The sequence below is a fragment of the Singulisphaera rosea genome (assembly GCF_054877945.1).
Genome location: NZ_JBTYIP020000028.1, coordinates 25324 through 48665 on the forward strand (window position 1 = coordinate 25324; position 23342 = coordinate 48665).

General features: G+C 65.3%; 19 protein-coding genes. 13 read left to right on the plus strand and 6 right to left on the minus strand.

The window, feature by feature from the left end; translation table 11 throughout:
- Nucleotides 1-13 precede the first annotated feature (13 nt).
- Together truA and ACYOEI_RS32220 are read right to left on the minus strand one after the other, a co-directional pair.
- The gene (gene truA / locus ACYOEI_RS32215) at nucleotides 14-754 is read right to left on the minus strand and encodes a tRNA pseudouridine(38-40) synthase TruA (RefSeq protein ID WP_462854014.1); all 741 of its coding nucleotides are present in this window, start codon (nucleotides 752-754) and stop codon (nucleotides 14-16) included.
- A 148-nt stretch (nucleotides 755-902) separates the two neighbouring features.
- Nucleotides 903-1919, minus strand: a complete 1017-nt coding sequence (locus ACYOEI_RS32220; RefSeq protein WP_462854016.1) for an aspartate-semialdehyde dehydrogenase — start codon at nucleotides 1917-1919, stop codon at nucleotides 903-905.
- Between the two features lie 274 nt (nucleotides 1920-2193).
- On the opposite strand from ACYOEI_RS32220, the gene purD reads away from it, so the two are divergent.
- Nucleotides 2194-3705 (plus strand): phosphoribosylamine--glycine ligase, encoded by a 1512-nt coding sequence (purD, locus tag ACYOEI_RS32225; protein WP_462854149.1) that lies wholly within the window; start codon nucleotides 2194-2196, stop codon nucleotides 3703-3705.
- 284 nt (nucleotides 3706-3989) lie between these two features.
- Here the strand turns inward: purD and ACYOEI_RS32230 are convergent, their stop codons facing one another.
- Nucleotides 3990-5612: a hypothetical protein gene (locus tag ACYOEI_RS32230; protein ID WP_462854017.1), complete on the minus strand. Its 1623-nt coding sequence runs from the start codon at nucleotides 5610-5612 to the stop codon at nucleotides 3990-3992.
- A 300-nt stretch (nucleotides 5613-5912) separates the two neighbouring features.
- On the opposite strand from ACYOEI_RS32230, the gene ACYOEI_RS32235 reads away from it, so the two are divergent.
- Nucleotides 5913-6344 carry a hypothetical protein gene (locus ACYOEI_RS32235; RefSeq protein ID WP_462854019.1) on the plus strand — a complete coding sequence of 144 codons (432 nt, stop codon included), beginning with the start codon at nucleotides 5913-5915 and terminating at the stop codon, nucleotides 6342-6344.
- Between the two features lie 155 nt (nucleotides 6345-6499).
- On the opposite strand, the gene ACYOEI_RS32240 is transcribed toward ACYOEI_RS32235, so the two are convergent.
- Nucleotides 6500-7348, minus strand: a complete 849-nt coding sequence (locus ACYOEI_RS32240; RefSeq protein ID WP_462854022.1) for a YitT family protein — start codon at nucleotides 7346-7348, stop codon at nucleotides 6500-6502.
- A 1568-nt stretch (nucleotides 7349-8916) separates the two neighbouring features.
- Here ACYOEI_RS32240 and ACYOEI_RS32245 point away from each other — a divergent pair.
- The 5 genes from ACYOEI_RS32245 (at nucleotide 8917) to ACYOEI_RS32265 (ending at nucleotide 15121) form a co-directional block, all read left to right on the plus strand.
- Complete coding sequence (locus ACYOEI_RS32245) at nucleotides 8917-9213, plus strand: hypothetical protein (RefSeq protein ID WP_462854024.1); 297 nt, start codon at nucleotides 8917-8919, stop codon at nucleotides 9211-9213.
- A gap of 70 nt (nucleotides 9214-9283) precedes the next feature.
- The gene (locus tag ACYOEI_RS32250; RefSeq protein ID WP_462854026.1) at nucleotides 9284-9586 is read left to right on the plus strand and encodes a hypothetical protein; all 303 of its coding nucleotides are present in this window, start codon (nucleotides 9284-9286) and stop codon (nucleotides 9584-9586) included.
- A 276-nt stretch (nucleotides 9587-9862) separates the two neighbouring features.
- Nucleotides 9863-12388, plus strand: coding sequence for a DUF1549 domain-containing protein (locus ACYOEI_RS32255; protein WP_462854027.1), 2526 nt, complete (start codon nucleotides 9863-9865; stop codon nucleotides 12386-12388).
- An 85-nt stretch (nucleotides 12389-12473) separates the two neighbouring features.
- Entirely contained in the window at nucleotides 12474-13844 is a 1371-nt protein-coding gene (locus tag ACYOEI_RS32260; RefSeq protein ID WP_462854029.1) for a DUF1501 domain-containing protein, read from the plus strand.
- 500 nt (nucleotides 13845-14344) lie between these two features.
- The gene (locus ACYOEI_RS32265; protein WP_462854030.1) at nucleotides 14345-15121 is read left to right on the plus strand and encodes a sugar phosphate isomerase/epimerase family protein; all 777 of its coding nucleotides are present in this window, start codon (nucleotides 14345-14347) and stop codon (nucleotides 15119-15121) included.
- Between the two features lie 157 nt (nucleotides 15122-15278).
- Here the strand turns inward: ACYOEI_RS32265 and ACYOEI_RS32270 are convergent, their stop codons facing one another.
- Nucleotides 15279-15890, minus strand: coding sequence for a hypothetical protein (locus tag ACYOEI_RS32270; protein WP_462854031.1), 612 nt, complete (start codon nucleotides 15888-15890; stop codon nucleotides 15279-15281).
- 313 nt (nucleotides 15891-16203) lie between these two features.
- Here ACYOEI_RS32270 and mug point away from each other — a divergent pair, with 313 nt between their 5' ends.
- The 6 genes from mug (at nucleotide 16204) to ACYOEI_RS32300 (ending at nucleotide 22030) form a co-directional block, all read left to right on the plus strand.
- Complete coding sequence (gene mug / locus ACYOEI_RS32275) at nucleotides 16204-16701, plus strand: G/U mismatch-specific DNA glycosylase (protein ID WP_462854150.1); 498 nt, start codon at nucleotides 16204-16206, stop codon at nucleotides 16699-16701.
- A gap of 181 nt (nucleotides 16702-16882) precedes the next feature.
- On the plus strand, nucleotides 16883-18118 hold the full coding sequence (locus ACYOEI_RS32280) for a Gfo/Idh/MocA family protein (protein ID WP_462854032.1): 1236 nt from the start codon (nucleotides 16883-16885) through the stop codon (nucleotides 18116-18118).
- Nucleotides 18119-18216: 98 nt separating this feature from the next.
- Nucleotides 18217-19194 carry a sugar phosphate isomerase/epimerase family protein gene (locus ACYOEI_RS32285; protein WP_462854034.1) on the plus strand — a complete coding sequence of 326 codons (978 nt, stop codon included), beginning with the start codon at nucleotides 18217-18219 and terminating at the stop codon, nucleotides 19192-19194.
- A gap of 49 nt (nucleotides 19195-19243) precedes the next feature.
- Nucleotides 19244-20536, plus strand: coding sequence for a Gfo/Idh/MocA family protein (locus tag ACYOEI_RS32290; RefSeq protein ID WP_462854151.1), 1293 nt, complete (start codon nucleotides 19244-19246; stop codon nucleotides 20534-20536).
- A 294-nt stretch (nucleotides 20537-20830) separates the two neighbouring features.
- Nucleotides 20831-21244, plus strand: a complete 414-nt coding sequence (locus tag ACYOEI_RS32295; protein ID WP_462854035.1) for a DNA-binding transcriptional response regulator — start codon at nucleotides 20831-20833, stop codon at nucleotides 21242-21244.
- Nucleotides 21245-21283: 39 nt separating this feature from the next.
- Nucleotides 21284-22030, plus strand: coding sequence for a 4'-phosphopantetheinyl transferase family protein (locus ACYOEI_RS32300; protein WP_462854037.1), 747 nt, complete (start codon nucleotides 21284-21286; stop codon nucleotides 22028-22030).
- A 239-nt stretch (nucleotides 22031-22269) separates the two neighbouring features.
- Here the strand turns inward: ACYOEI_RS32300 and ACYOEI_RS32305 are convergent, their stop codons facing one another.
- Complete coding sequence (locus ACYOEI_RS32305) at nucleotides 22270-23304, minus strand: prenyltransferase/squalene oxidase repeat-containing protein (RefSeq protein ID WP_462854039.1); 1035 nt, start codon at nucleotides 23302-23304, stop codon at nucleotides 22270-22272.
- Between the last annotated feature and the right edge of the window lie 38 nt (nucleotides 23305-23342).

The window sequence follows — 23342 nt, forward strand, 5'->3', positions numbered from 1 at the left end:
TCGCGTGTTCACATCACGACGCGTAGCGGACCCGGACCAGGAAGAGCCCCTGCGGAGGGGCGGTCGGCCCCGCCTCTCGGCGGTCCTCGGCGACGAGGGCCTCGGCGACCCAACTCTCGGGGCGTCGACCGTTGCCGACCATCAGGAGCGTCCCGGTGATCGAGCGGACCATGTTATACAGGAAACCGTCCGCCTCGACGTCGACCCAGACGAAGTCGAGCATCCGGCTCACCGCGATGTGGGTGATCGTCCGGACGCTGCTCGTGCGGTTCGGCCAGTGGGTTTCGAAGCTGTGAAAGTCGTGTCGCCCCTTGAGTGCCTGGGCGGCGCGGTTCATCGCCTCGATGTCGAGGGGCTGATAGACGTGGTGGCTGTAGCGCCTCTGGAACGGGTCGGCGATGACTCCGTTGTCGATTACGTAACGGTAGAGCTTCGACTTGGCGTCGAGAGTGGCGTGGAACGCCTGCGGCATCTCCCAGGCCCCCTTGATCCGCACATCCTCGGGGAGCATGGCGTTCAGGGCCTTGACGAAGACCTCGGGTGGATGGCGAGACGCCGTATAGAAGTGGACGACCTGGCCGAGGGCATGCACGCCCGCGTCGGTGCGGCCGCTCGCGTTCGTCGACGGTTCGACGCCGGTGAGTCGTCCGAGGGCCTCCTCGAGCTCCTGCTGGACCGTACGCCGGTCCGCCTGGCGCTGCCAGCCGGAGAACTCGGTCCCGTCATAGCTCAAGAGGAGCTTGATGTTCCGCATGAAGGTTCAGAGCCAGCCCCGAAACCCGGTTTTTTCTCAAAACCCGGGTTTCTGTCAGAGTAGGCGATGACGTCCCGCCGGGGGTTGTCCGCATTGACTGGGTCAGAAACCCGGTTTTGCAGAAAAAACCGGGTTTCAGGGAGGATGCTCAGGCCCGGACCGGGTCGAGCTTCAGCAGTTCCTCGGCGATCTGGACGGCGTTGGTGGCCGCCCCCTTGCGGAGGTTGTCGCTGACGCACCAGAAGAGCAGGGCGTTGGGGCGTTGGAGATCCTGTCGGATCCGGCCGACGAAGACCTCGTCGCGGTTGGAGGCGGAGGCAGGCAGCGGGTAGCCGCGAGCGACGGGGTCGTCGACGACGACAAGGCCGGGGGCAGTGGCCCAGATCTCTCGGGCGGCGTCGGGGGTGATCGGACGCTCCGTCTCGATGAGGATCGACTCGCTGTGGCAGTTCAGGACCGGGACCCGCACGCAGGTCGGGCAGACGTCGATCGAGTCGTCCCCCATGATCTTGCGGGTCTCGTGGACCATCTTCATCTCCTCCTTCGTGTAGCCACTCGGGAGGAAGTCGTCGATCTGCGGGATGCAGTTGAAGGCGATCGGGTGGGCGAACTTCGACGGCGCGGGGGCTTCGCGGCCGTTCACCTGGGCCTCGGTCTGTTCACGGAGCTCGTGGATCCCTTTCTGTCCGGCGCCCGAGACGGCCTGGTAGGTGCTGACGACCACGCGTCGGATCCGGAAGGCGTCGTGCAGGGGCTTGAGGGCGACGACCATCTGGATCGTCGAGCAGTTCGGGTTGGCGATGATCCCGCGATGCTTGGCGACGTCGCCGGGGTTGACCTCGGGGACGACCAGGGGGACGTCTGGGTCCATCCGGAAGGCGCTCGAGTTGTCGACGACCACGGCGCCGGCCCTGGCGGCGATCGGGCTGTACTCTCGGGAGATCGAGGCCGGGGTGCTCGAGAGGACGATGTCGACACCTTCGAAGGATTCGGGGGTCAGCGGCTCGATCGGGTACGACTCGCCGGCGAACGTGAGGGATTTGCCCGCGCTCCGCGCGGAGGCCAGGAATTTGATCGAGCCGATCGGGAACTTCCGCTCCTCGAGCAAGCGGATCATCACGTCTCCCACGGCCCCACTGGCCCCGACCACGGCAAGGCGCTTCACGGCGATCTCCCCTCGTACGGCTGATTCGGTCCCGAACGGTCCTCGACCGCGCCCCTTCGGCCCGGCGCCCGGTTGCGAGGACACCACCTGCGGCGGTCGGGTTCGCGGCTCAAGGGTACCCCCATTTTGGGAAGGGTTCTATCATACGATCGGGCCCGAAAACTTTCCAACATCGCCCCGGGGTCGCGATTTTTGGCCCTGTGCGGCCGGGCGAATCGCCTTTAGAATGGGGACGCCCTGTTCGTGCCGGAAGATCCTTGATGAGGTGGTTGCGTTGAAAGTCCTCGTGATCGGCAAGGGAGGGCGAGAGCATGCCCTCTGCTGGAAGTTGAAACAATCGCCCCGGGTCAAGGCCGTGTTCTGTGCCCCGGGCAACGCAGGCACCGCACTCGAGGCGAAGAACGTCTCGATCGAAGCGGGGGACATCCGCGCGCTCGTCCAGTTCGCGAAGCGGGAAGGGATCGGGCTGACCGTCGTCGGCCCCGAAGAACCCCTGACGAACGGGATTGTCGACGCCTTCCAGCGCGAGGGCCTGCGAGTCTTCGGCCCGCGAAAGGACGCCGCCGAGCTTGAGGGGAGCAAGGTCTTCGCCAAGGAGCTCATGCGGCAGGCGGGCATCCCCACGGCCGACTACCGGATCTTCCGCTCCGCCCCCGACGCCGAGCACTACATCCTCTCGCGCGAGGTCTCGCTCGTCGTCCGCTCGAAAGGGCGCTCGACCCTCCGCCACACGCTCCTCTGCCGGACCGCCGCGGAGACCCTCGAGGCCATCGACCGGATCATGGACCCGCGCGAGCAGCTCGGGCCGGGCGTCCAGGTCGAGATCGAGGAGCGGAGCCAGCGACGGCTGTTCAACACGGCGGCCGAAGCACGCGACTACGTCCTCGGTCGTCCGCTCGGCCTGGTCTTGAAGGCCGACGGGCTCGCGGCCGGCAAGGGGGTCTATGTCTGCGACAACCTCCGCCAGGCGCTCGACGCCATCGACCAGATCATGGTCCGCCGGATCTACGGCAAGGCCGGCGACCGCATGATCCTCGAGGAACGGCTCGACGGGCAGGAGACGAGCATCCTCGCCCTGACCGACGGGCGGACGATCATCCCGCTGGAGTCGAGCCAGGACCACAAGCGTGCCTTCGACCACGACGAGGGGCCGAACACGGGCGGCATGGGGGCCTATTCCCCCGCGCCGATCGTCACGCCGGAGCTCATGGAGCAGGTTGAACGCGAGATCCTCGTCCCGATCGTCCACGCGCTCAAGCGGGCACGCCGGCCGTTCCGAGGGGTCCTCTACGCGGGACTCATGCTCACGAACCAGGGGCCGAAGGTCCTCGAGTTCAACGTCCGGTTCGGTGACCCCGAGTGCCAGGCCGTCTTGATGCGGCTCAAAACGGATTTGTTCGAAGTCCTCGACGCGGTCGTCGACGAGCGGCTCGACACGGTCAACCTCGAGTGGGATCCCCGCCCAGCCGTGACCGTGGTCATGGCCTCCGAAGGCTACCCGGGCCACTACGAGCGGGACCGAGTGATCAACAACCTCGAGGAAGCCGACCGGATGGCCGACGTGAAGGTCTTCCACGCCGGGACGATGCACCGGGCCGACCCGACCCTCGGCCGGGACGGCCGGATCGTCACCGACGGCGGCCGAGTGCTCGACGTCACCGCCCTGGGGACGACCCTGGCGGACGCCCAGGCCCAGGCCTACGAGGCCGTGCGCTCGATCCGATTCACCGGCGGCTGGTATCGTCGTGACATCGCCGATCGGGCCCTGCGCGCGTCTCGAGATTGAGACGAGCGTGTCGCCCTCCGGGGTGAGAATCCGAACGGATGGAAGACGGCTGAGACTCCGCAACGGCGGAGCCGGCCGGCCTTGGCCCATATTCCCCCGGCCGCGTCCACCGAAACGTGAACGTGCCGGGGCGTAGGTCCGGGTGCGCGCCCCGCGACCGTCGAGGGGCGTCCCGGGGCGATTCCGGTCCTGGGCTGTAACCGAAAACCCCCTCGGTGCCTCCTTCTTACGTGAAGGATTCCGAGGGGGTCTCATAGCTAGACTAGATCGCGCGGAGGGCGTCTTTAGTTGTTCTGGTTCTTGAGGACTTTGCTCCGATTCCGCACGCCCGCGAGTCGAATCGGCCTCTCCGGCCCGACGTACGGCTCTTGGGGCACGTTCGGCGGAGTGACGGGGCCCTTGGCACTCTTGACTTCCTTGGCGAAGACCGCCTGCGTGCTCGGCCCGTTGACGATGGCACTGTTGTTGACGGTGCCCTCGATCTTGGCGTTGATCCGGCCGAGCGGCAGCGTGAGGTCGCCGTCTCCGAAGATGAGATTGTTGTTGCTGTCCTGGCCGACGGGCTGGACGGAGGCCGCGAAGACCGAGTTGGTGACGTCGCCCGCGACGAGCACGGTCATGCCGCCGCCGGCCTGGGCCCCGGTCGGCAACGGTGCGGCCACCGGCTGGGGAGTCGTCGAGAAGGTATTGATCGACGCCTGACCTGTCACATCACTGAAGATGGTCGAGTAACTCTGTGCGTATCCCGTCAAGAACGTCGAACCCTGGACGTCACCGCCCAGTTGGAGCCGGCTGATCGTGCTGTCCGAGACGACCGTCGAGTCGATGGCCCCACGATTGGCCTGAATGTTGTTGATGATGTGACTATAAATCTGGACCTGGTCCATGCCATGCCCGAAGTAGAAGTTGCGCGAGCCGTTCGGGGCGACGGCCAGGACGTTGCTCGTCTCGCCGCCGATCGAGAAGTTGCTGATCCTCGCCGCGTTCGTGCCCGTGGAGTCGAAGACCGCGACCGAGAGGTTCGTGGCGTTCCCGCCGACCCGGAGGTCGCCGATCGAGCCGGTGACAGACCCGCTCAGCCCTGCGACGTTGAGGAAGGGGCTGGTCCCGGTCGTGCCGGAGACGACCCAGGTCCCGCCGAACCCGGTCGCGTTGGAGACGACGTTGGAGAACTGTCCGGGCGGGGTCGCGGAGTTGCCGTCGATCTCGTTCGCCTGGAACAGGTCGATTCGACCCGACACGGCGAAGACCACGGCATTCTGGAAGGTCGAGGTCGCCGTCGACGAGCCCGTGGGGGAGAGCGCGGTTTGGGCGCTGCTGATCACCTTGTCGAGGATGATCCGCGTCCCGCCGTACTGGGGGGCTCCCAGCGTGATATCGGTCTCAGTGCTCGCGGTCGTGCTCGTGGGCGTGCTCGGCAGGTTGTGCGTCGTGTCGACGCCGCCGAACTGGAGGGTCGCCACGCCGTCGGGAACGCTGATCGACGGGGCGCTCGGGGCGGTCGTGCTCGAGCCGGCCGGGGTCGTGTTCCCGAGCCAGAAGCCGGGGATGCTGATCGCCAGCGGCCCGTTCCCCCCTCGACTGTCGGAATGATTCGGTAGTTCGACGAGATTCTGGAAGAAGACCTTGCCATCACCGCTGGCACCCTTGTGCACGGTGCCGATGAGGCGGCTGCTCAGAGGGTTCGTACCCCCGATCGTGATCGTGTCGATTTCCGACGGGGAGCTGAGATCCGCTCCGTTCTGCTTGGTGACCCCGATCGAACCAGGACCGATCAAACGGAGAGTCCAAGTGTCTCCATCGATGTCGACCCCGGACACCGATCCGGTGAGCAGTCGGCGATCTTCCAGGCCTTCCGCCGAGGGCTTGAGGGCCCGATTCCGTGGCGAGCTTTTCCGCGTCGGCATTGACCTGACTCCCAATGCACAAGGGGCAGACCGGCCCGAGCGACCGGCAAGGGAAGCGCACCCATTCGCGCTCTCGCCCGTGCCCTGGCAATTCCGTTGGCCTTTCCTCATAATCGGCAGCCGAATCCGTTCGCTTGAGAGAATCCGCAAAATCGTTCCAATCGACACAATCGCTACGACATCTCAATCACGCCGGGAGACGATCCCGGTACGGAGTACGCCCCCTCTGCATCGTCAGAGCGAGGACGCGGGCACCCCGCCGACTCGGGGGACTCGAGGCCTCGTCGAGGAAGCGCCGCCATGAAAGCCGCATCGAGTCGTCGACGACGCCCCGCCGTTCATATCACCCTGGCTCGCGCTGCGCGGCTGCACCGCCTCGTGATGTTCCTCGCCGAGCGCCCCCGGAGCCGGGATGCCGTCCTCGCGGAGCTGCGGATCGGCCTGCGAACCTTCTATCGCGAGCTCGAGTTGCTCACCCGCTGCGCCGTCAAGGTCCAGCAGAAGGACAAGTCGTATACACTGCTCGCCACCGCCTGGGAAGCGGAAGGGCGACTCCCGTTTCCCGACCCACAGCTCAGCTTCGCGGAAATGGCCGAGCTTTCGCGAGGGCAGGGCGAGGCCGCCAAGCGGCTCGCGGAGTTACTGGCAACCGTCACGAGCCACACCTCGGCCTCCGCCAAGGGGGCGAAATCTCGAAGCCGGAAGACGACCAAGACCGGCCGAGACGAGTGATCCGGGGAAGTTCGCGGACAGGGGAGATCGGTCTCGCCGCGACCTCGCCTTACCCCAGACTAACCGAGACGTCCGCGCCCAACTCGCTCCGCGACGGTCCCCGAACCCGGCCGAACCCCTGGGATTCTGGAGCCGGCCGCGTCCGGGACGCTCGGTTAGTGGTGCGCGCTCCGCTTGAGGACGCCCCCCTTGGCATCGGCCAGGGGGAAGACGATGACGAACGCCCCCTTGTCGATCCCCTGGGCGATGTCCATGACCTTGCCGATCTCGAGGCGGGTCACGACGCAGAAGAGGATCTCTTGCTCGGTCCCCCTCATCCCTCCCCGTCCTTTATAGATGGTCACACCTCGCCCGAGCGTCCCCGTGATCGCCTGCCGGATGGCGTCGTTCTGCTCCGAGATGATCGTGATCGCGTTGAACTGCTCGATGCCGTGGAGCAGGAAGTCGAGCGTCCTCGACGCCGCGACGTAGGTCAGGATCGAGTAGAGCGACGACTCGACGCCCAGGAAGAAGGCGGCGGTCAAGAAGATGACGATGTTCAGCCCGAGGATGATGTCACCGACCCGGAACAGGTGGCTCCGCTTGCTGATCAAGAGCGCCGCGATGTCCGTGCCATCGAGCACCGCGCCGCCCCGCATCGCCAGGCCCATCCCACCGCCGATGAAGAATCCGCCGAAGACCGCGGTCAGGAGCCGATCGGGGGTGACGTCGGGGAAATGGACCGTCGCCAGGCAGATCGAGAGCCCCAGGATCGCCAGGGAGCTGCGGATCGCAAACGCCCGGCCGATCTGGCGATAGCCTAGCGCAATGAATGGGAGGTTGATGACCAGGATCAGGACCGGGAGGGAGATCCCCAGGATCTTCGCGAGCAACATCGAGACGCCGGTGACGCCGCCGTCGATGAAGTGGCTCGACAGGAGGAACCCTTCCAGGCCCATCCCGGCCGAGAGGATGCCCACGACGATGAGGATCGTATTCTTGATTTCACGTAAAACAGTTTTCATGCGGCCGACGAGACCCCGCGAGTCATAGGGCACGCGACCAGGCCCGAAGGCTTCGGGTCACATCCCGGTTTCGATGGCGAAGGCGAAAATCCGGAGGCGACTTCCGCCCCTTCGGTTCAAGCTCGGCGGAGAACCCTGAGCGAGGAGAACCCCGAGCGAGATGAACCCGTTGGATCGGGCTCGGTCCACCCCAAAGGATCCTCGGGGTGCCCTCAAAGGTTCGGGGCGACGAACCGAGGATTCGCCGTCGATCTTCGGGCGAGCCAACCGGCGGGACCGATCATAGGTGGGCCGAATGGCCTCGTCCAGGCACTCGGCCCGCATTCGCTCCCCGACCCGGGAGGGGGTCGAGGTGGCGTGCTGGCAAGTCTCGTTGTCAGTGACCGGGGAGGGGCTCGAACCCTCGACCAACGGATTAACGTACCGCATCGGCTTTCGCCGACCCCCCGAACCCCTGTCGCGACGACTGACTGGTTCGGGCGTTGCTAGTCTGGACTATCCCATCGCCATCGCAGGCGTGCCGCGTCTAGTCTCTGGGGCTGGGGCCGACGATCCGCCGGTCCCTTGCCTGCTGATTACCCAATCCCCCACCTTTTCAAACCGTCACGCTTGCCGTTACCGGCGACGTTGTGGTGGCGAGGGCTCTCAGGGCGTTCCAGCAAACTGCGGCATCCACTCGTCGCGGTTCGGGTTCTTCCCGCGCGAGGCTCCATGATCTTCTGCAGATCTCTCGGAAGTCCGTTGCTCTACCGACTGAGCTACCCGGTCAGGGCAGACCATACCTACATTAAGTCCCCCGAGCCCTCGCGTCCAGACCGTGCCCCCGACTTTTCGAAGGCCCGCTTGCTCCTGGCCGTTTTGTTCTCGACCCTCGGGACCACTCGGCCCGCTCGAAAGTCGAGCAGTTCCCGTGTGCGTGGCAATCGGCACGAGGCGTCCATGACCCAAGAGCGAAGCTCGGAAACGGGAGGATGGCCCGAATGACTCGGGGTCAAACCACGGATTCAACTCGTCCTGAGCGGAGGACAACGACAAAATCCGGGCAGGCAGCCACGGTAAAGATTGGTAAATCCGACCTTGCACAGGTGAGATTTCGATCGTCCCCGTGGCAATGGATGATACTCTCTCCCGTGTCTCACGAGTGACAATCCGTCGGCGTTCCAGACGACCTCCGGATCCCGATAAGCTCGCCAGTCATTCCTCCGAGTTCGCCCGCGATTCCTTTCCTCATTCCAGCGTGTTGGGCAGGTCGACCGGCAAACGTCGAATGACGATCCTGCTCAGGAGGGTCGCCTCCGCGCATTACGAGGGGATGCAAACGACTTCTTTCGACCTAGGCGGGACGGTGAGGAGAGCCGGGAACGTCCCCGAGGAAATCGTCTCCCTCGAGAGGTTGTTTATAGCATTCGAGGGGCGTGCGTGTTTAGTTGTTCGAATGGTACGAGATCGGCATCATTGCTCGCACAGGACGACGGGCGACTTTCGTCGATGTCGGGGTTTCGCGGAACTCCCGACGTGGCGTAAAGTCGTCGGGCGCTCCGCCAACCGGGTCCCTGAAAACCAGGCTCATGCGATTTCCAAGGTTCTCAACCCAGCGGATCATGATGCTGGTCGCCGGCGCGGCCATGATCCTGGCGACCGTGAGCCTCCTCGAGTCACGAAAGAATTTGTTCACCCGGAAAGTTCGCGAGTTGGACATGGCCGCCTGGGAACGAGCGGGGGCCGCGTCGCCGAGTCGACCGAGGTCCGAGTCCACTCAGGCCCAGGTTTGGCAGAATTACTACGCCAACCTCCGCGCGAAGTACGTCTTCGCCAAGCGCTATCCCTGGCTCCCCGTCACTCCCGACCCGCCTCCGCCCGAGTGAGGGCTTGCCGCCAAGATCGTGCTCCGAGCCTACAGCCCACGTTGCCGAAGCGCCGGGGGATCGACATAGGATGGACCCCGCCCGAGAATTGATTGCGATCCTCGAAGAAGCCAGGGCATTCCTCACCCTCCCCGGAAATGAGTTTGCCTGGTCCTCATGGCGAGATGCCGAGGAGGCCCTTCGCGAGATCGACGGACTACTCGGCCTCCTCCAATTCGGCGCCCTTCCGAATCGAAGCCAGGTCTCCGTCCTCTTCGCACCGACCGGCCCGATCCAAGAAGTCAGTCTCAGCAGCGGGTGGGGCGATGACTTCCTGAGACTGGCGGATCGGTTCGATGAAGTCGAGCCACAGCTCGCCCCTGAGTTGCCCTGAACATCTGCCCCAAGCCTTATCCCTTCAACGACTTCCCCACATGAACCAACCGGGTTCTGCAGTGATCTCACCAAAAGCAGAGGTCTCAACTCGACGTCAATGACATGATTATGTTCAGGCACCCCAAACCAGTCCCCGCGAGTTTCCAACAGTTCAACGCGCAACCGTTGGTGAAAAAATATTCAACAAAAAGGTTGTCACTTGGGGGTCTCGAAGTTAAAGTTGCCGTGAAGACCCGCCTGAAATTGGGGTGCGCCGCAGCCGCAGGAGATACGAATGATGCGACGAGCGCTCACGGCGATGGTGAGGCCGTGGTCAAAGACGTCCCTGACGTGGACGAGCCGGATCGTGCTCTTTACGCTCAGCCTCTCGGGCACCTCGATGGTGAGGGCCGAGGCACCGCAGGGCGCGGAGGCGGGGCCGGCGACCTTGCGGATCGTACCTCCCAAGGCGGTGTTGCGCGGTCCCGACTCCGTGCAGCAACTGGCCGTCGAATCGTCGAAGGCCGGGAGTTCGGCGCACGACGTCACCGGTCGGGCCGAGTATGTCTCAGCCGACCCCAAGGTGGCGGCCGTGGCCCTTGACGGGATGATCTCGGCCAAAGGAGACGGTTCGACGACGATCACGGTCCGCTCGGGAGGGGCCGAGGCCAAGATCGAGATCACGGTGACCGACTTCGCCTCGGGCGTCCCCGTGAACTTCTCGAATCAGGTCGTCCCGATCTTCACGAAGCTCGGGTGCAACTCCGGAGGTTGCCACGGTAAGTCCGGTGGCCAGAACGGGTTCCGGCTCAGCCTGCTCGGGTTCGAGCCCTGGCTCGATTACGAAACACTCGTCAAGGAAGGCCGCGGACGACGGCTCTTCCCGACGGTCCCTTCCCAGAGCTTGCTGCTCCTGAAGGGCACGGCCAAGATGCCCCACGGCGGTGGGCGCCGCATGGAGCCGGACTCGCAGGAGTACCGGCTCGTCGAGCGCTGGATCGCGGCGGGGATGCCCTACGGCAAGGAGACCGACCCGACCGTCGCCCGGATCGAGATCTTCCCCGACTCCCGGGTCATGGCCCGCGGGTCGAAGCAACAGGTCGTCGTGACGGCCCACTACACCGACGGCCACACCGAAGACGTCACCCGATGGGCCCAGTACCAGTCGAATGACAACGACGTCGCGGAGGTGGCCGAAGGGGGGTTGGTCGACTCGAGGACCCTCTCCGGGCAGGCGGCGATCATGGCACGATATCAGGGACAAGTCGCCGTCTTTCGCGCGACGGTGCCGCTCGGCGTGCCGATCAAGGAAACCACCGAGTTCCCCGCGACCAACGTGATCGACCTCGCGGTGAAGAACCAGTGGAAGGCGCTCGGGATCGTCCCGTCGGAGCCCTGCACCGACGCCGAGTTCATCCGGCGTGCCTCGCTCGACATCATCGGCACGCTCCCGAAGGCCGAAGAGGTCAAGGCGTTCGTGGCCGACCCGTCGGCGAACAAGCGGGACACGCTTGTCGATCGGCTCGTGGATCGACCCGAGTATGCCTCGTTCTTCGCGATCAAGTGGGCCGACGTCCTCCGAAACAAGCGTGAGGGCAAGCCGACCTATCAGCGCGGGACGTACTCGTTCTATGACTGGATCCGCGAGAACCTGTCGAAGAACACCCCGTACGACCAGTTCGTCCGGGCAATCCTCGCGGCGAGCGGCACCCCCGAGTCGTCGCCGCCGGTCCAGTGGTATCGTCGGATCAAGGCGACCGACGCATTCGTCGACGACACGGCCCAGGTCTTCCTCGGCATGCGGCTCCAGTGCGCCAAGTGCCATCACCACCCGTTCGAGACCTGGAGCCAGAACGACTACTACGGATTCGCCGCCTTCTTCGCGAGGGTCGGGCGCAAGCCGTCGATGCACGCCCAGCGCAACGGTTCCGACGACGAAGTGATCTTCAACGCCCGATCCGGAGCGGTGTCGAACCCCAAGACGGGGCAGGTGATGTCGCCCAAGGGGCTCGGCAGCGAGGTGATCCCGGTCTCGGCCTCGGCCGACCCTCGGCAGAAGCTCGTCGACTGGATGGCCGACCCGAAGAACCCGTTCTTCGCCAGGGCGCTCGTCAACCGCTACTGGGCCCACTTCTTCGGTCGAGGCGTTGCCGAGCCGCTGGACGACCTCCGGCAGACGAATCCGCCGTCGAATCCCGAGCTCCTCGACGCCCTCGCCGGCGAGTTCGTCAAGAGTGGGTACGACCTCAAGCAGTTGATCCGCTCGATCGCCAAGAGCCGGGTCTACGGCCTCTCGAGCGTCCCGAACGAGTACAACGCGAAGGACAAGCAGAGCTTCGCCCGGCACTATCCCAAGCGGATGGCGGCCGAAGTTTTGCTCGACGCGATCTCCCAAGTCTCGGCCGTACCGACGGCCTTCGACGGGCTCCCCTCGGGGACCCGAGCGATCGAGTTGCCCGACGAGAGCGTCGCCTCGACCTTCCTCGACACCTTCGGACGGCCCAAGCGCGACACCCCTTGCGAGTGCGAGCGGGTCAGCGACGCCAGCCTCGGGCAAAGCCTGATGCTCCTGAACTCGAGCGAGGTCCAGGGCAAGCTCGCCTCGGCCGAGAGCCGGGCGTCGGTCCTCTCCAAGGCCTCGGGCCCGGACGCCCCCAAGGTTGAAGAGCTCTTCTGGTCGGCCTTCGCTCGGTCCCCGTCCACCGGCGAAACCGCCAGCGCCATCGCCCACCTCGACGCCCACCCGGACAAGAAGAAGGAAGCGTTCGAGGACATCATCTGGGCCCTCGTCAACGCCAAGGAGTTTCAGTTCAACGATTGATTGTTCCCCCTTCCGAGGGACCATTGGGAGGGCTAGGAGCCCTTCGTCGAGCGTGCCTCGGGCGGACGTGAAAGGAGCCATCCCGATGTTGGAACTGATCGGCGGCCCGTCCTCGACGCGTTGCGACGGCCTGAGTCGTCGCTCGTTCCTCAAGGCGGGTGTGCTCGGCACCACCGGCCTCGGCCTCTCCGACGTCCTCCGCGCCAAGGCGGCGGCGAACGCGGCGGGCAAGGCCGGGCCCAAGGACCTCTCCGTCATCCTCGTCTGGCTCGACGGCGGCCCTCCCCAGCACGAGACTTATGACCCCAAGCCCGACGCCCCCGCCGAGTTTCGAGGGCCGTTCAAGCCGATCGCCACGTCGGTGCCGGGAGTTTATTTCTCGGAGTACCTGACCGCCGAAGCGCGGGTGATGGACAAGTCCACCATCATCCGTTCGATGTACCACCACCAGGGCGACCACTTCGCCGCGGCGCACTGGATGCTCACCGGCTACCTCGGTTCCAACTCGGTCGACCTGGCCCCGCAGTACCCCTCGGCGGGGTCGATCATCACCAAGCTCAAGGGGGCGAAGGTCCCGGGGATGCCCGCGTATGTCGGGCTCCCGAACACCCACTCCGTCGGCCTCGTCCCCGGCTACCATAGCGGCGCATATCTCGGGGTGGCCCACAACCCGTTCTCCGCGGACGGTGACCCGAACACCGACACGTACCAGGTCCCGAACCTCGCGCCCCCGGCCGGTGTCGACCTTTCGCGGATCGACAAGCGTCGCGGCCTCCTCGCCTCGTTCGACAAGACCCGACGGGATGTGGACTCGTCAGGCCTGATGGACGGCCTCGACCAGTTCTCGCAAGACGCCTTCACCATGGTCACGAGCCCGGCCGCCCGCGCGGCGTTCGACATCAGCAAGGAGAGCCCGAGACTCCGCGACCGCTACGGGCGGAACAGTTGGGGGCAGAGCGCCCTCATCGCGCGTCGACTCGTCGGGGCCGGCGTCCGATTCGTCACGCTGACCTTCAGCGGCTGGGACGTCCACTCCAGCCTCGTCGACTGGTCCAAGACCGCCTTGCCAAATATGGACAACGCCGTCGGGACCCTGATCGACGACCTCGACCTCCGGGGCCAGCTCGACTCCACCATCGTGATCGTCATGGGCGAGTTCGGCCGGACGCCCCGGATCAACCAGGGGTTGCCGGGGATCGACCCGAAGCCCGGGCGCGACCACTGGGGCGAGGTCATGAGCGTCCTCGTCGCCGGGGGCGGATTCGCCCGAGGCCGAATCGTCGGCTCGTCCAACGCCCGAGGCGAGGTCCCCAAGGACCGGCCGGTCACGCCCCAGGACCTGCTCGTGACCGTCTACCATCAACTGGGGATCGACCCCGAAACCAGCTTCAAGAACAACTCCGGCCGGCCGATCTCGATCGGATCGACAGGCCAGGTGATCAAAGAGCTGTTCTGAATTTCCAAGAAGAATGGGGCGACCCTGCCCAGACGGCTCGAACCACCGATTAAGGTGGTCGAGCCGTTTTTTCTTTTCGATGACCCGGCAATAGGACGAGGGAGAACGACATTTTAGCCGCGGATTAAACACGGATGATATCAATAAAAATCAAAAATTCATTAAAATGAAATTCCATTTTTTCATCTGCGTCAATCCGTGCCATCTGTTGAAAACCATCTTCTCTTATCCGTGTTTCATCCGTGTTCCATCCGTGGCTAAAAAATGAACGATCCAGCAACGAGCCTACCACCGGCAGGATACCCGCTTGCCTGTCGCGCCGGGATCGGCGAAAGTCGTCTGCAGTGAGGACGGGGACGCGGCTGTGGTCGTGGGAGGCGTTCGAGAACGCCTAAGATATCGGCCGATGAGCCTCCGTCTCGAAGCCGATCCGCAACGCGGGAGGTCCCGGCGAACGCCCGCCGAGAGGGGCCCGCATGGACTCCTGGAGGGCCGTTCCGATGCTCCAACTGGGTATCGTCACCTATAACATCGCCAAGGACTGGGACCTCGCGACGATCCTTAAGCGTCTCGACGAGCTCGATTACGAAGGGGTCGAGCTGCGGACCTCGCACGCCCACAAGGTCGAGGTCGACCTCTCGGCGAGCCAGCGGCGTGAGATCAAGCAGCGGTTCGCCGACTCTCCGGTCGAGCTGGCCGGGCTCGGGAGCGCGTTCGAATACCAATCGACCGATCCCGCCGTGGTCAAGAAGAACATCGAAGGGACCAAGGCCTACGTCCGACTCGCACACGACCTGGGTTCACCCGGAGTGAAGGTCCGGCCCAACGGCATCCCGAAGGGGGCCGACCTCGACGCAACCCTGCGCCAGATCGGCAGGGCGCTCCACGAAGTCGGCGAGGACGCCGCCAACTTCGGCGTCGAGATTCGGGTCGAGGTCCACGGCGCGACGACGTCCCTCCTGCCGAACATCGCCAAGCTCCTGGACTACGCCGACCACCCCAATGTCTTCGTCTGCTGGAACTCGAACCCCACCGACGTCGTCGACGGCTCGATCCGCGAGACCTTCTCGCTCGTCGCCCCCAGGATCCGCGAAGTCCATCTCCGCGACCTCTTCGACGAGACTTACCCCTGGGTCGACCTCTTCGCCCTGCTCGACGCCCAGGGCTACCAGGGCTATACACTCGCCGAGATCCCCGACAGCCCCGATCCCGAACGGGTCCTGCGCTACTTCCGTTCGCTCTGGCTCGCGTTCCAACCCAAGAACCGGGCGAAGTAGACCGTTTGGGACGCCGTGGGCAGAGGCGGCGCGCGAACCGCTTTCATGCTGTAGGGTGGGCATCGCCCACCAGTGTCCAGGAGATCTGGTGGACGGCGTCCACCCTACATGGAAACGAATGCGGGGCAGGAGTGCCATGCCTACCGGGCGGCGAGCCTCAGCGCGGGAAGCACCAGGAGATCAGCGCCATTAGGGAAGGGGCGAGCAAGAGGAAGATGATCACGCCCTTCATGACGGATCGGCGGAGGGCCCAGGGTTCGGGGGCGAGGTCGTCCCAGGCATCGTCGAAGTCGTCGTCCTCGACGGGGGTCTTCCAGGACTGGGCGAGGATCACCCGGGCGTCGGAGACGAGAGCCTCGGGGACCTGGAGCTTCACGCCGCCGGTCGCCACCTGATACATCGAGCGGCTCCCCATCCGTTCCCCTTCGAGGAAGGTGGTGATCCCCTCGGCCTCGAGACGGATGCGGGGGGCCTCGGCCTCGAGCGTGTCGTGATAGGTGGCCACGGTGACCCAGGTCGGGGTTTCCCCCGGAGCAAGCCCTTCGAAGAGCGGTGCCGGCCCTTCGTCAAGCTCGACGTCGTGCTTGGGGCAGAGCATCCCCGGGGGGATGCGCAAGAAATCCTCGCAGATCGCGCAGTAGCCCTGTTCGACGAGGATCTCGCCGCACTCGGGGCAGAGGGGGTCCGCCAACATCTCGGCCCGGCCACAACGCGGACAGTATCGGGGAAGGCTGTAGCCCGTCACCGACTCGCGACTCGTCGTTTCCATCTGTTCCCTCCGAATGACCTGGCCGTCCATGATAACGGCACTCGACAGGTCGTGAGTAGGGCTTGGCCTTAGGGACAACCTTCGCTCCTACGAAGGGATTTCGGTTCCTCGGGCGATTCCTCGCGAGAATTCCGGATGACACGAACAATCGCCACGGTTTCAGGAGACGGGTTCGGAGTATCCTCAACCCGTCCATCCCCGAGGAGACGGTGACATGGCCGATGATCGCCGACGTTCCGGCGCCAAAGTGGGCGATCCGGGTCGCCCCCGAAAGCCGACGAAGGTCGAGCTCCTGGCAGCCCGAGATAAGACGTTGCCGGACGTGATCGGCCCCGGCTTGAAGGTCCTCTTCTGCGGGATCAACCCGAGCCTCTACTCGGCGGCGGTGGGACACCACTTCGCGCGACCAGGCAATCGGTTCTGGCCCGCACTTCACGCCGGCGGTTTGACGGAGCGCATCCTGTCACCGTCCGAAGAAGGGGCATTCCTGGCGCAAGGGTTCGGGATCACGAACGTCGTCGGCCGGGCGACGGCGACCGCCGACGCGCTCGCGAATGCCGAACTCGTTGAGGGGGCCAGGGCGCTCGCGGCCAAGGTCGAGCGATTTCGTCCCAGGGTCCTCGCCGTGCTCGGCGTCTCGGCCTATCGGACGGCCTTCGGCCTGCCGAAGGCCGCGATCGGGAGGCAGGAAATCCCAATCGGGTCGAGCCTCGTCTGGGTCCTCCCCAACCCGAGCGGCCTGAACGCCCACTACCAGCTCGAAGACCTCGGTCGACTCTACGGGGAGTTGACGCACGTGCTCGAGGAATGACCGGGGCCGCACGGAGGAAAGCCCGACCGTTTCTCGGATTCACGGATTTGGATCGCCGGATGGCTCCGCCGAGCCAGGCTCTTGTGGAGGCCCCAAGCCTGGGATACAAGGGGTAGCGACTACGGCCGTCGGCCGAGGCACCGATGGCCTTGCGGACCACCCCGTTGGGGGCCAAATTACGATGGACTCGAGCCGAGAGACGCGTCGCGCGTTCCTGGAAACCGTCGGGCAATTCGGCGCCGGGGCGTTGCTCACCGGCATGGCGACCGAGTCGGCGCGCGGGTTCGCGGCCAACGACACGATCGAAGTCGGGTGCCTCGGGACCGGGGGCCGTTGCCAGCTCTTGATGAAAACGGTCGCCAAGATCCCGAACGTCCGGATCTCCGCGGTCTGCGACGTCGACAAAACTCGACTCGAGAAAGCCAGGACCCTGGCCGACCCCGCCGCGTTCGCGACCGCGGATCATCGCGAGCTCCTCGATCGCAAAGATGTCGATGTCGTGATCATCGGCAGCCCCGACCACTGGCACGTGCCGATGACGGTCGACGCCTGCAAGGCCGGCAAGGACGTCTACGTCGAGAAGCCCCTCACCCACGACTTGACCGAAGGGCGGGCCGTCATCGAGGCCCGGAACACCCATCAACGGATCGTCCAAGTAGGCACGCAACAGCGGAGCATGCCCCACCTCCAGAAGGCGAAGGAGCTCGTCCGGAAGGGCCAGATCGGCAAGGTCTTCAAGGCCCACCTGACCTGGAATCGCAACTCGCACAATCAAACCACGCGCATCCCCCAGGGGGTCGATCCCCGGCAGGTCAACTGGAAGGCGTTCCTCGGCAATGCCCCCGACCAGCCGTTCGACGAGTATCGCCTGAGGAACTGGCGCTGGTTCTGGGACTTCGGCGGCGGCCTGTTGACCGACCTGATGGTCCACTGGATCGACGTCGTCCATTGGTTCCTCGACCTCGACCACCCCGAGTCGGCGACGACGATCGGCGAACATTTCAACAGCGAAGGTGCCTGGGAGACCCCCGACACGATCCAGTGCCTCCTGACGTACCCGGGCAACATCCAGGTCTACTTCGAAGGCACCTTCTCGAACGCCCGACACGGCGCGATGACCGAGTTCATGGGGACCGAGGCGACTCTATACATCGACCGAGGGCGCTACGAGGTCTATCCCGAGTCGGCCAAGGTCGCCTCGGACGCCTGGATCCTCGGCAGCGACCCGCACCGTGGACGGGACTTCTACGACAACCCCGACGGCGAGTTGCTCCACCTGGCCAACTGGATCGAATGCGTCCGGAGCCGCTCCCGTCCCAACAGCCCCGCCGAGACCGGCGTGAGCGCCGCGTCGGCGGCCCACCTCGGCAACATTGCGTTCCGTTCGGGACAGGTCGCCCGATGGACGACCCCGTAGCCAAAGGGGCTGAGAGAGTCGGCGCCGGCACGCCAACACCTTCGACATCCTCTTTTTTTAACCACCTCTCCTGGATCCATCAATCGACAACTAGGGTGATGAGAGACACGAACGTGAAGACCCAATGGACGCGGCGTGATGTCATGGCGGCGATCCCGGCGACCCTCGGCGCCGTGGCCTTGGCCGGATCTTCGAACCCCAACGTCGCACGCGCGGGAGCCGCAGCCGATCGGGACGCCTCACCGTTCGGCTTCTGCTTGAACACGAGTACGTTGATGGGTCAGAAGCTGCCCGTCGACGAGGTCATCACGATCGCCGCGAAGGCGGGATACACGGGGCTGGAGCCCTGGATCCGCGAGCTCGACCAGTACGTCCAGTCGGGCGGATCGCTCAAGGACCTCGGCAAGAAGATCCGGGACCTGGGGCTCACGGTCTCGAGCGCGATCGGCTTCTTCGACTGGGCGGTCGACGACGAAGGGCAGCGTCGCAAGGCGTTCGACGAGGCCAAGCGGAACATGGACCTCGTCCGGCAGATCGGCGGCCTGCGGCTGGCGGCCCCGCCCGGAGGGGCGACCGACCGATCCGACCTCGACCTCCGCAGGATCGCCGAGCGCTACCGCGCCCTGCTCCAGATCGGCGATACGATGGGGGTCGTGCCCCAGGTTGAGGTCTGGGGCTTCTCGAAGACCCTCGGGAAGCTGAGCGAGGCGACGTTCGTCGCCATGGAGGCCAATCACCCTCGCGCCTGCATCCTGCCGGACGTCTACCACCTGTACCGGGGCGGGTCGGGGTTCGAGGGGCTCAAGCTCCTCGGGAAGGACGCGATCCACGTCTTCCACATGAACGACTACCCCGCGTCCCCCCCCCGGGCCGAGATCACCGACTCCGCTCGGGTTTATCCGGGGGACGGGATCGCCCCGCTCGGGGATCTGTTCAAGACCCTCCGGGCCATCGGCTTCCGCGGGATGCTTTCCCTCGAGCTGTTCAACCGCGAGCTCTGGAAACTGGACCCGATGACGGTGGCCCGCACCGGGCTCGAGAAGATGCGCGCCGCCGTGCAGAAGGGCCTCGCCTGAGCCCGAGCGCTTCGACCACGTCCCTCTGGAATTCGGGGTTATCGCGATGATCTCTCGACGACAATTCGTCAGCACATCCGTCGCCGCCGGGGCCGCGCTCGCCGCGCCCGCGGTCCTGCTCGGGGCCAAGGCCGAGAAGAAGTACCGAACCGCCCTCATCGGGAGCGGCTGGTGGGGCACGAACATCCTCCGCGAGGCGATCCGCTCCGGCGAGTGCCAGACGGTCGCCCTCTGCGACGTCGACGACAACCAGCTCGAGGTCGCGCACAGCGAGGTCACCAAACTCTCGTCCGACTCGCCGAAGCGCTACAAGGACTTCCGCGAGCTCCTCGAGAAAGAGAAGCCCGAGATCGTCCTCATCGCCACGCCCGACCACTGGCACCCCCTGATCACGATCGCGGCGGTCAAAGCCGGTGCGCACGTCTACGTCGAGAAGCCCGTGGGGCACACGGTGTACGAGGGGAGGGCGATGGTCAAGGCCGCCCGCGACAACGACCGCATCGTCCAGGTCGGCACACACCGACGGGTCTCGCCCCACAACGTCTCGGGGATGAAATTCCTCAAGGAAGGCCGCGCGGGCAAGATCGGGATGGTCCGCGCGTTCGTCCACGAGGCCGCCAGCCTCCCCGACGCGATCCCCGACTCCGAGACCCCCAAGGGGCTCGACTGGGACATGTGGTGCGGCCCGGCCCCGCTTGTTCCTTATAACCGCGCGATGCACCCGAAGGGGTTCCGCCAGTTCCTCAACTATGCCAACGGCCAGCTCGGCGACTGGGGGATCCACTGGATGGACCAGATCCTCTGGTGGACCGATGAGACGGCGCCCAAGAAGGTCTCCTCGACCGGGGGCCGCTTCCTCAAGCACGACAACACGACCTCGCCCGACACCCAGGTCGCGACCTTCCAGTTCGACTCGTTCACGGCGACGTGGGAGCACCGTCTCTACGCCGGAAACGAGGCCGAGAAGCATAACATCGGCTGCTACTTCTACGGCACCGAGGGGACCTTCCACATGGGTTGGCTCGACGGGTGGACGTTCTACCCGGCCAACGCGAAGAAGGCCCCGATCCATCAAGATCCCCACCTGAACGAGCCCGACGCCCAGAACATCCGCGAGCTCTTCGCCAACTTCCTGGAGAGCGTCAAGACCGGCCGTCGGCCGATCTGCGACATCGAGGTCGGCCACCGCTCGACTAACATGAGCCTGCTCGGGATGCTCTCCCTCAAGCTGGGACGCAGCATCGAGTGGGACGGCGAGAAGCAGGTGATCCTCAACGACGCCGAGGCCAACAAGCTTCTTAGCCGCGATTACCGCAAGCCCTGGGACTATCCCACGGTCTGAGCGCCTGACCTCAAAGCCCCCCCCGCGCTGGGCGGGGCTTCTGGCGAAATCGAATCGAGACATGTAACATTTACATATGAACTAGTGGACAATGCCCACCGGAAATATCGCATGGTGGCGAAGACCGATTCCTCTCCCGCTTGACTCCGGTAACCCCGTAGACGAGATGCACGAGAGGATCCTTGCAAACCGAATCGATCGAACTCCGCTTGAGGTTCGGGACGGGCGAACGATACATTCGATGAATCGGACGGCCTGAGCCGTCGTCGCCACCAGTCGGAAGGGAGCCACCCGGTGTCGCAAATACGGATCCTCAACGTCGGCCAGTGCGGGTTCGACAATAGCAACCTCACGCGGTTCTTCGACCAGCACTTCCGCGCCCGGGTTTCCAACGTCGACACCTTCGACGAGGCCGTTGCTTCGCTTCGAGCGGGTCCCTTCGACCTCGTCCTCGTCAATCGGATCAGCGACGCCGACGGGTCGCCCGGGTTGGAACTGATCGGGACCCTCAAGGCCGACCAGGCGCTGTCCGAGGTGCCCGTGATGCTCGTCAGCAACTTCGCCAATGCCCAGGCCGATGCCGTCGCGCTCGGGGCCTTGCCCGGCTTCGGCAAGTCGGATCTCCGCGACCCCAAGACGATCGAGAGTCTCAAGGCCGTCCTCTCCTCGGCCGATCGGACGGAGACGGGGACTTCGGCCAACTCGTGACCCGCGCAACGCACGAACGAGCCCACGCGGAGGGGCGCGATGACTTCGGAGTCGACCTCGCAAGGTCATCCGGCCCGGCCCCTGGGCCTTGGCGAGGTGCATGTCTGGCACGCCTCGCTCGACCAACCCCGGAACATTCAGGACCGCTTGCGCGAGCTCCTCAATGAGGAAGAGCGCCGGAGGGCGGACCGCTTCACGATCGAGAAGGGGAAGCGGCAATACATCGTCGGCCGAGGCCTCCTGCGCATCATCCTCGGCCACTACCTCGCACTCGACCCCGGGAGGCTCGCCTTCCGGTATAATCCCTACGGCAAGCCGGAACTCGACACGGGCGAGGACGAGGCACCGCTCCGGTTCAACCTCTCCCACTCGGGGACCGTCGTGTTGTTTGCGGTGAGCCGAGACCGGGACGTCGGGGTCGACCTCGAAACGATCCGCCCCGACTTCGCGACGGACGGAGTTGCCGAGCGATTCTTCGCCCCTGGGGAACGGGCCAGGCTCCGCGAGTTGGATCCCGACGTGCGCACGCAGGCGTTCTTCACCTGCTGGACGCGCAAAGAGGCGTTCATCAAGGCTCGCGGACGAGGCCTGTCGATCCCACTCGATGCGTTCGAGGTCTCGCTCACCCCCGACGCCTTGCCGGAGATCCTCGCGACCCACGACGACCCGGATGAGGCCGGACGCTGGTCGCTCTACGAGCTCGAACCCGGCCCGGGTTATGTGGGGGCCCTCGCCGTCGCGGGCGGACGATGCCCGGTGTCCTACGGAGCCTGGCCGTTCGAGTGAGGCCCGCTCACCTCGGGATGAGGCCTTCCCCCGGTCGGCCGCCTAAACTTCTCCAACTTCCTATTTATGGGCACCGTCATGTGTGATTCCGGGGCGCATTCCGAGCCCAAAGGTGTTCATCTCCTGATCCTGGTCCTTCGTGTCCTCCTCGCGTTGATCCTGGCGGTCCTCGCGATTCGAGCAAGTCAGGGTGGGCTACTCTTCGACTCCGCTCGAGTGAGTGGAGTCTCCGAAGGCAATCAATCCGTTGCGAGGAGCGCGAGCGTCGCCCAGCCCGTCGTGGATAGTCGCTGCGCGTAGCTCTCGCCGCCGGACGGCCGCGTCGTCTCGGGCCAACCGCCGTCGTCTTCTTGTGCGGCGATCAGGTAGGCCCGGCCTCGCGCGAGGAGCGGCCCAAGCTCCTTGCGTTCGGGGACGTCGGCAAGGGCGAGCACGGCCAGCGCGGTATCGAAGACCTCCGGTGGCGAATTGGCGAACGGCCCCCAGCCCCCGTCGTCCGACTGCCCCTTCCTGATCATCTCGACCCACTGCCGACGTTTGCCTGTGTCCTCCGGACGGGACGGGGGAAGATTCGCTAGAAGCAGGGCGGAAACGTCGAGTACGCTCCTGGCGTCGCGTTCACGGAGCCAGTGCTCGGCCCTGGCGATCTCCGCGGCGAATCGAATCGGGTCGGCTGCGACGAGGGTCCGACGAGCCAGGACGGTCGCCAGAGTCGGCCCGTAAGTCGCGGGAGAGCCGATCAGGGCCGTCGCCTCGATCGGCCAGGAGCCGTCGGCCGACTGGTCCTCGACGAGAGTGCGGGCCGCGAGGACGAGCCTCTCACGATCCTTGACAATGCCGACGCGAAACGCATCGGCGAGGGCGTCCGCAAACTGGAGCCGTGCGAGCGACTTGTCGCTGAACGCGGCATCAACCCCGTTGTGTTGCCACCGCTCGGGATTGGCGAGGAACTCGACCGTCGTCGCGAGAGCCTCGGCCGGGACGGCATGCCTCGACTTCGTCGCCGCGAAGAGCGCCCGGGCCGCATCGCCATTGTTGTGGCAGGAGAAGCAGCCGTTCTCCCTCGACCATCGGGGCACCTCCCGCGCGAGGTAGGCCAGGGCCCGAGACTCGGGGCCCTTCGCCCCTTGATCGACTTCCGTAGCGTCTCCAGAGGCTCGGACGGGCGGAAGCAAGATCGAGAGCAAGACGATTGAGGCCAAAACTCCCGTAGCAGGGTTCTTACGCCAGAGCAGGGGAGGGACGACTCGACGGACCTCGGATTCGAAAATCATTAGCCGAGAGACTCCTCTGCCTCGCTGCGCAAGCGAAG

Excerpts from the sequence above, each read along its gene's own strand:
- ACYOEI_RS32305 (WP_462854039.1), bottom strand. The coding sequence starts at position 23,304 with ATGATTTTCGAATCCGAGGTCCGTCGAGTCGTCCCTCCCCTGCTCTGG.
- ACYOEI_RS32245 (WP_462854024.1), top strand. The coding sequence starts at position 8,917 with ATGCGATTTCCAAGGTTCTCAACCCAGCGGATCATGATGCTGGTCGCC.
- ACYOEI_RS32280 (WP_462854032.1), top strand. The coding sequence starts at position 16,883 with ATGGACTCGAGCCGAGAGACGCGTCGCGCGTTCCTGGAAACCGTCGGG.
- ACYOEI_RS32230 (WP_462854017.1), bottom strand. The coding sequence starts at position 5,612 with ATGCCGACGCGGAAAAGCTCGCCACGGAATCGGGCCCTCAAGCCCTCG.
- truA (WP_462854014.1), bottom strand. The coding sequence starts at position 754 with ATGCGGAACATCAAGCTCCTCTTGAGCTATGACGGGACCGAGTTCTCC.
- ACYOEI_RS32285 (WP_462854034.1), top strand. The coding sequence starts at position 18,217 with ATGAGAGACACGAACGTGAAGACCCAATGGACGCGGCGTGATGTCATG.
- ACYOEI_RS32270 (WP_462854031.1), bottom strand. The coding sequence starts at position 15,890 with ATGGAAACGACGAGTCGCGAGTCGGTGACGGGCTACAGCCTTCCCCGA.
- ACYOEI_RS32255 (WP_462854027.1), top strand. The coding sequence starts at position 9,863 with ATGATGCGACGAGCGCTCACGGCGATGGTGAGGCCGTGGTCAAAGACG.
- ACYOEI_RS32235 (WP_462854019.1), top strand. The coding sequence starts at position 5,913 with ATGAAAGCCGCATCGAGTCGTCGACGACGCCCCGCCGTTCATATCACC.
- ACYOEI_RS32300 (WP_462854037.1), top strand. The coding sequence starts at position 21,284 with ATGACTTCGGAGTCGACCTCGCAAGGTCATCCGGCCCGGCCCCTGGGC.
- ACYOEI_RS32240 (WP_462854022.1), bottom strand. The coding sequence starts at position 7,348 with ATGAAAACTGTTTTACGTGAAATCAAGAATACGATCCTCATCGTCGTG.
- ACYOEI_RS32265 (WP_462854030.1), top strand. The coding sequence starts at position 14,345 with ATGCTCCAACTGGGTATCGTCACCTATAACATCGCCAAGGACTGGGAC.
- ACYOEI_RS32250 (WP_462854026.1), top strand. The coding sequence starts at position 9,284 with ATGGACCCCGCCCGAGAATTGATTGCGATCCTCGAAGAAGCCAGGGCA.
- ACYOEI_RS32260 (WP_462854029.1), top strand. The coding sequence starts at position 12,474 with ATGTTGGAACTGATCGGCGGCCCGTCCTCGACGCGTTGCGACGGCCTG.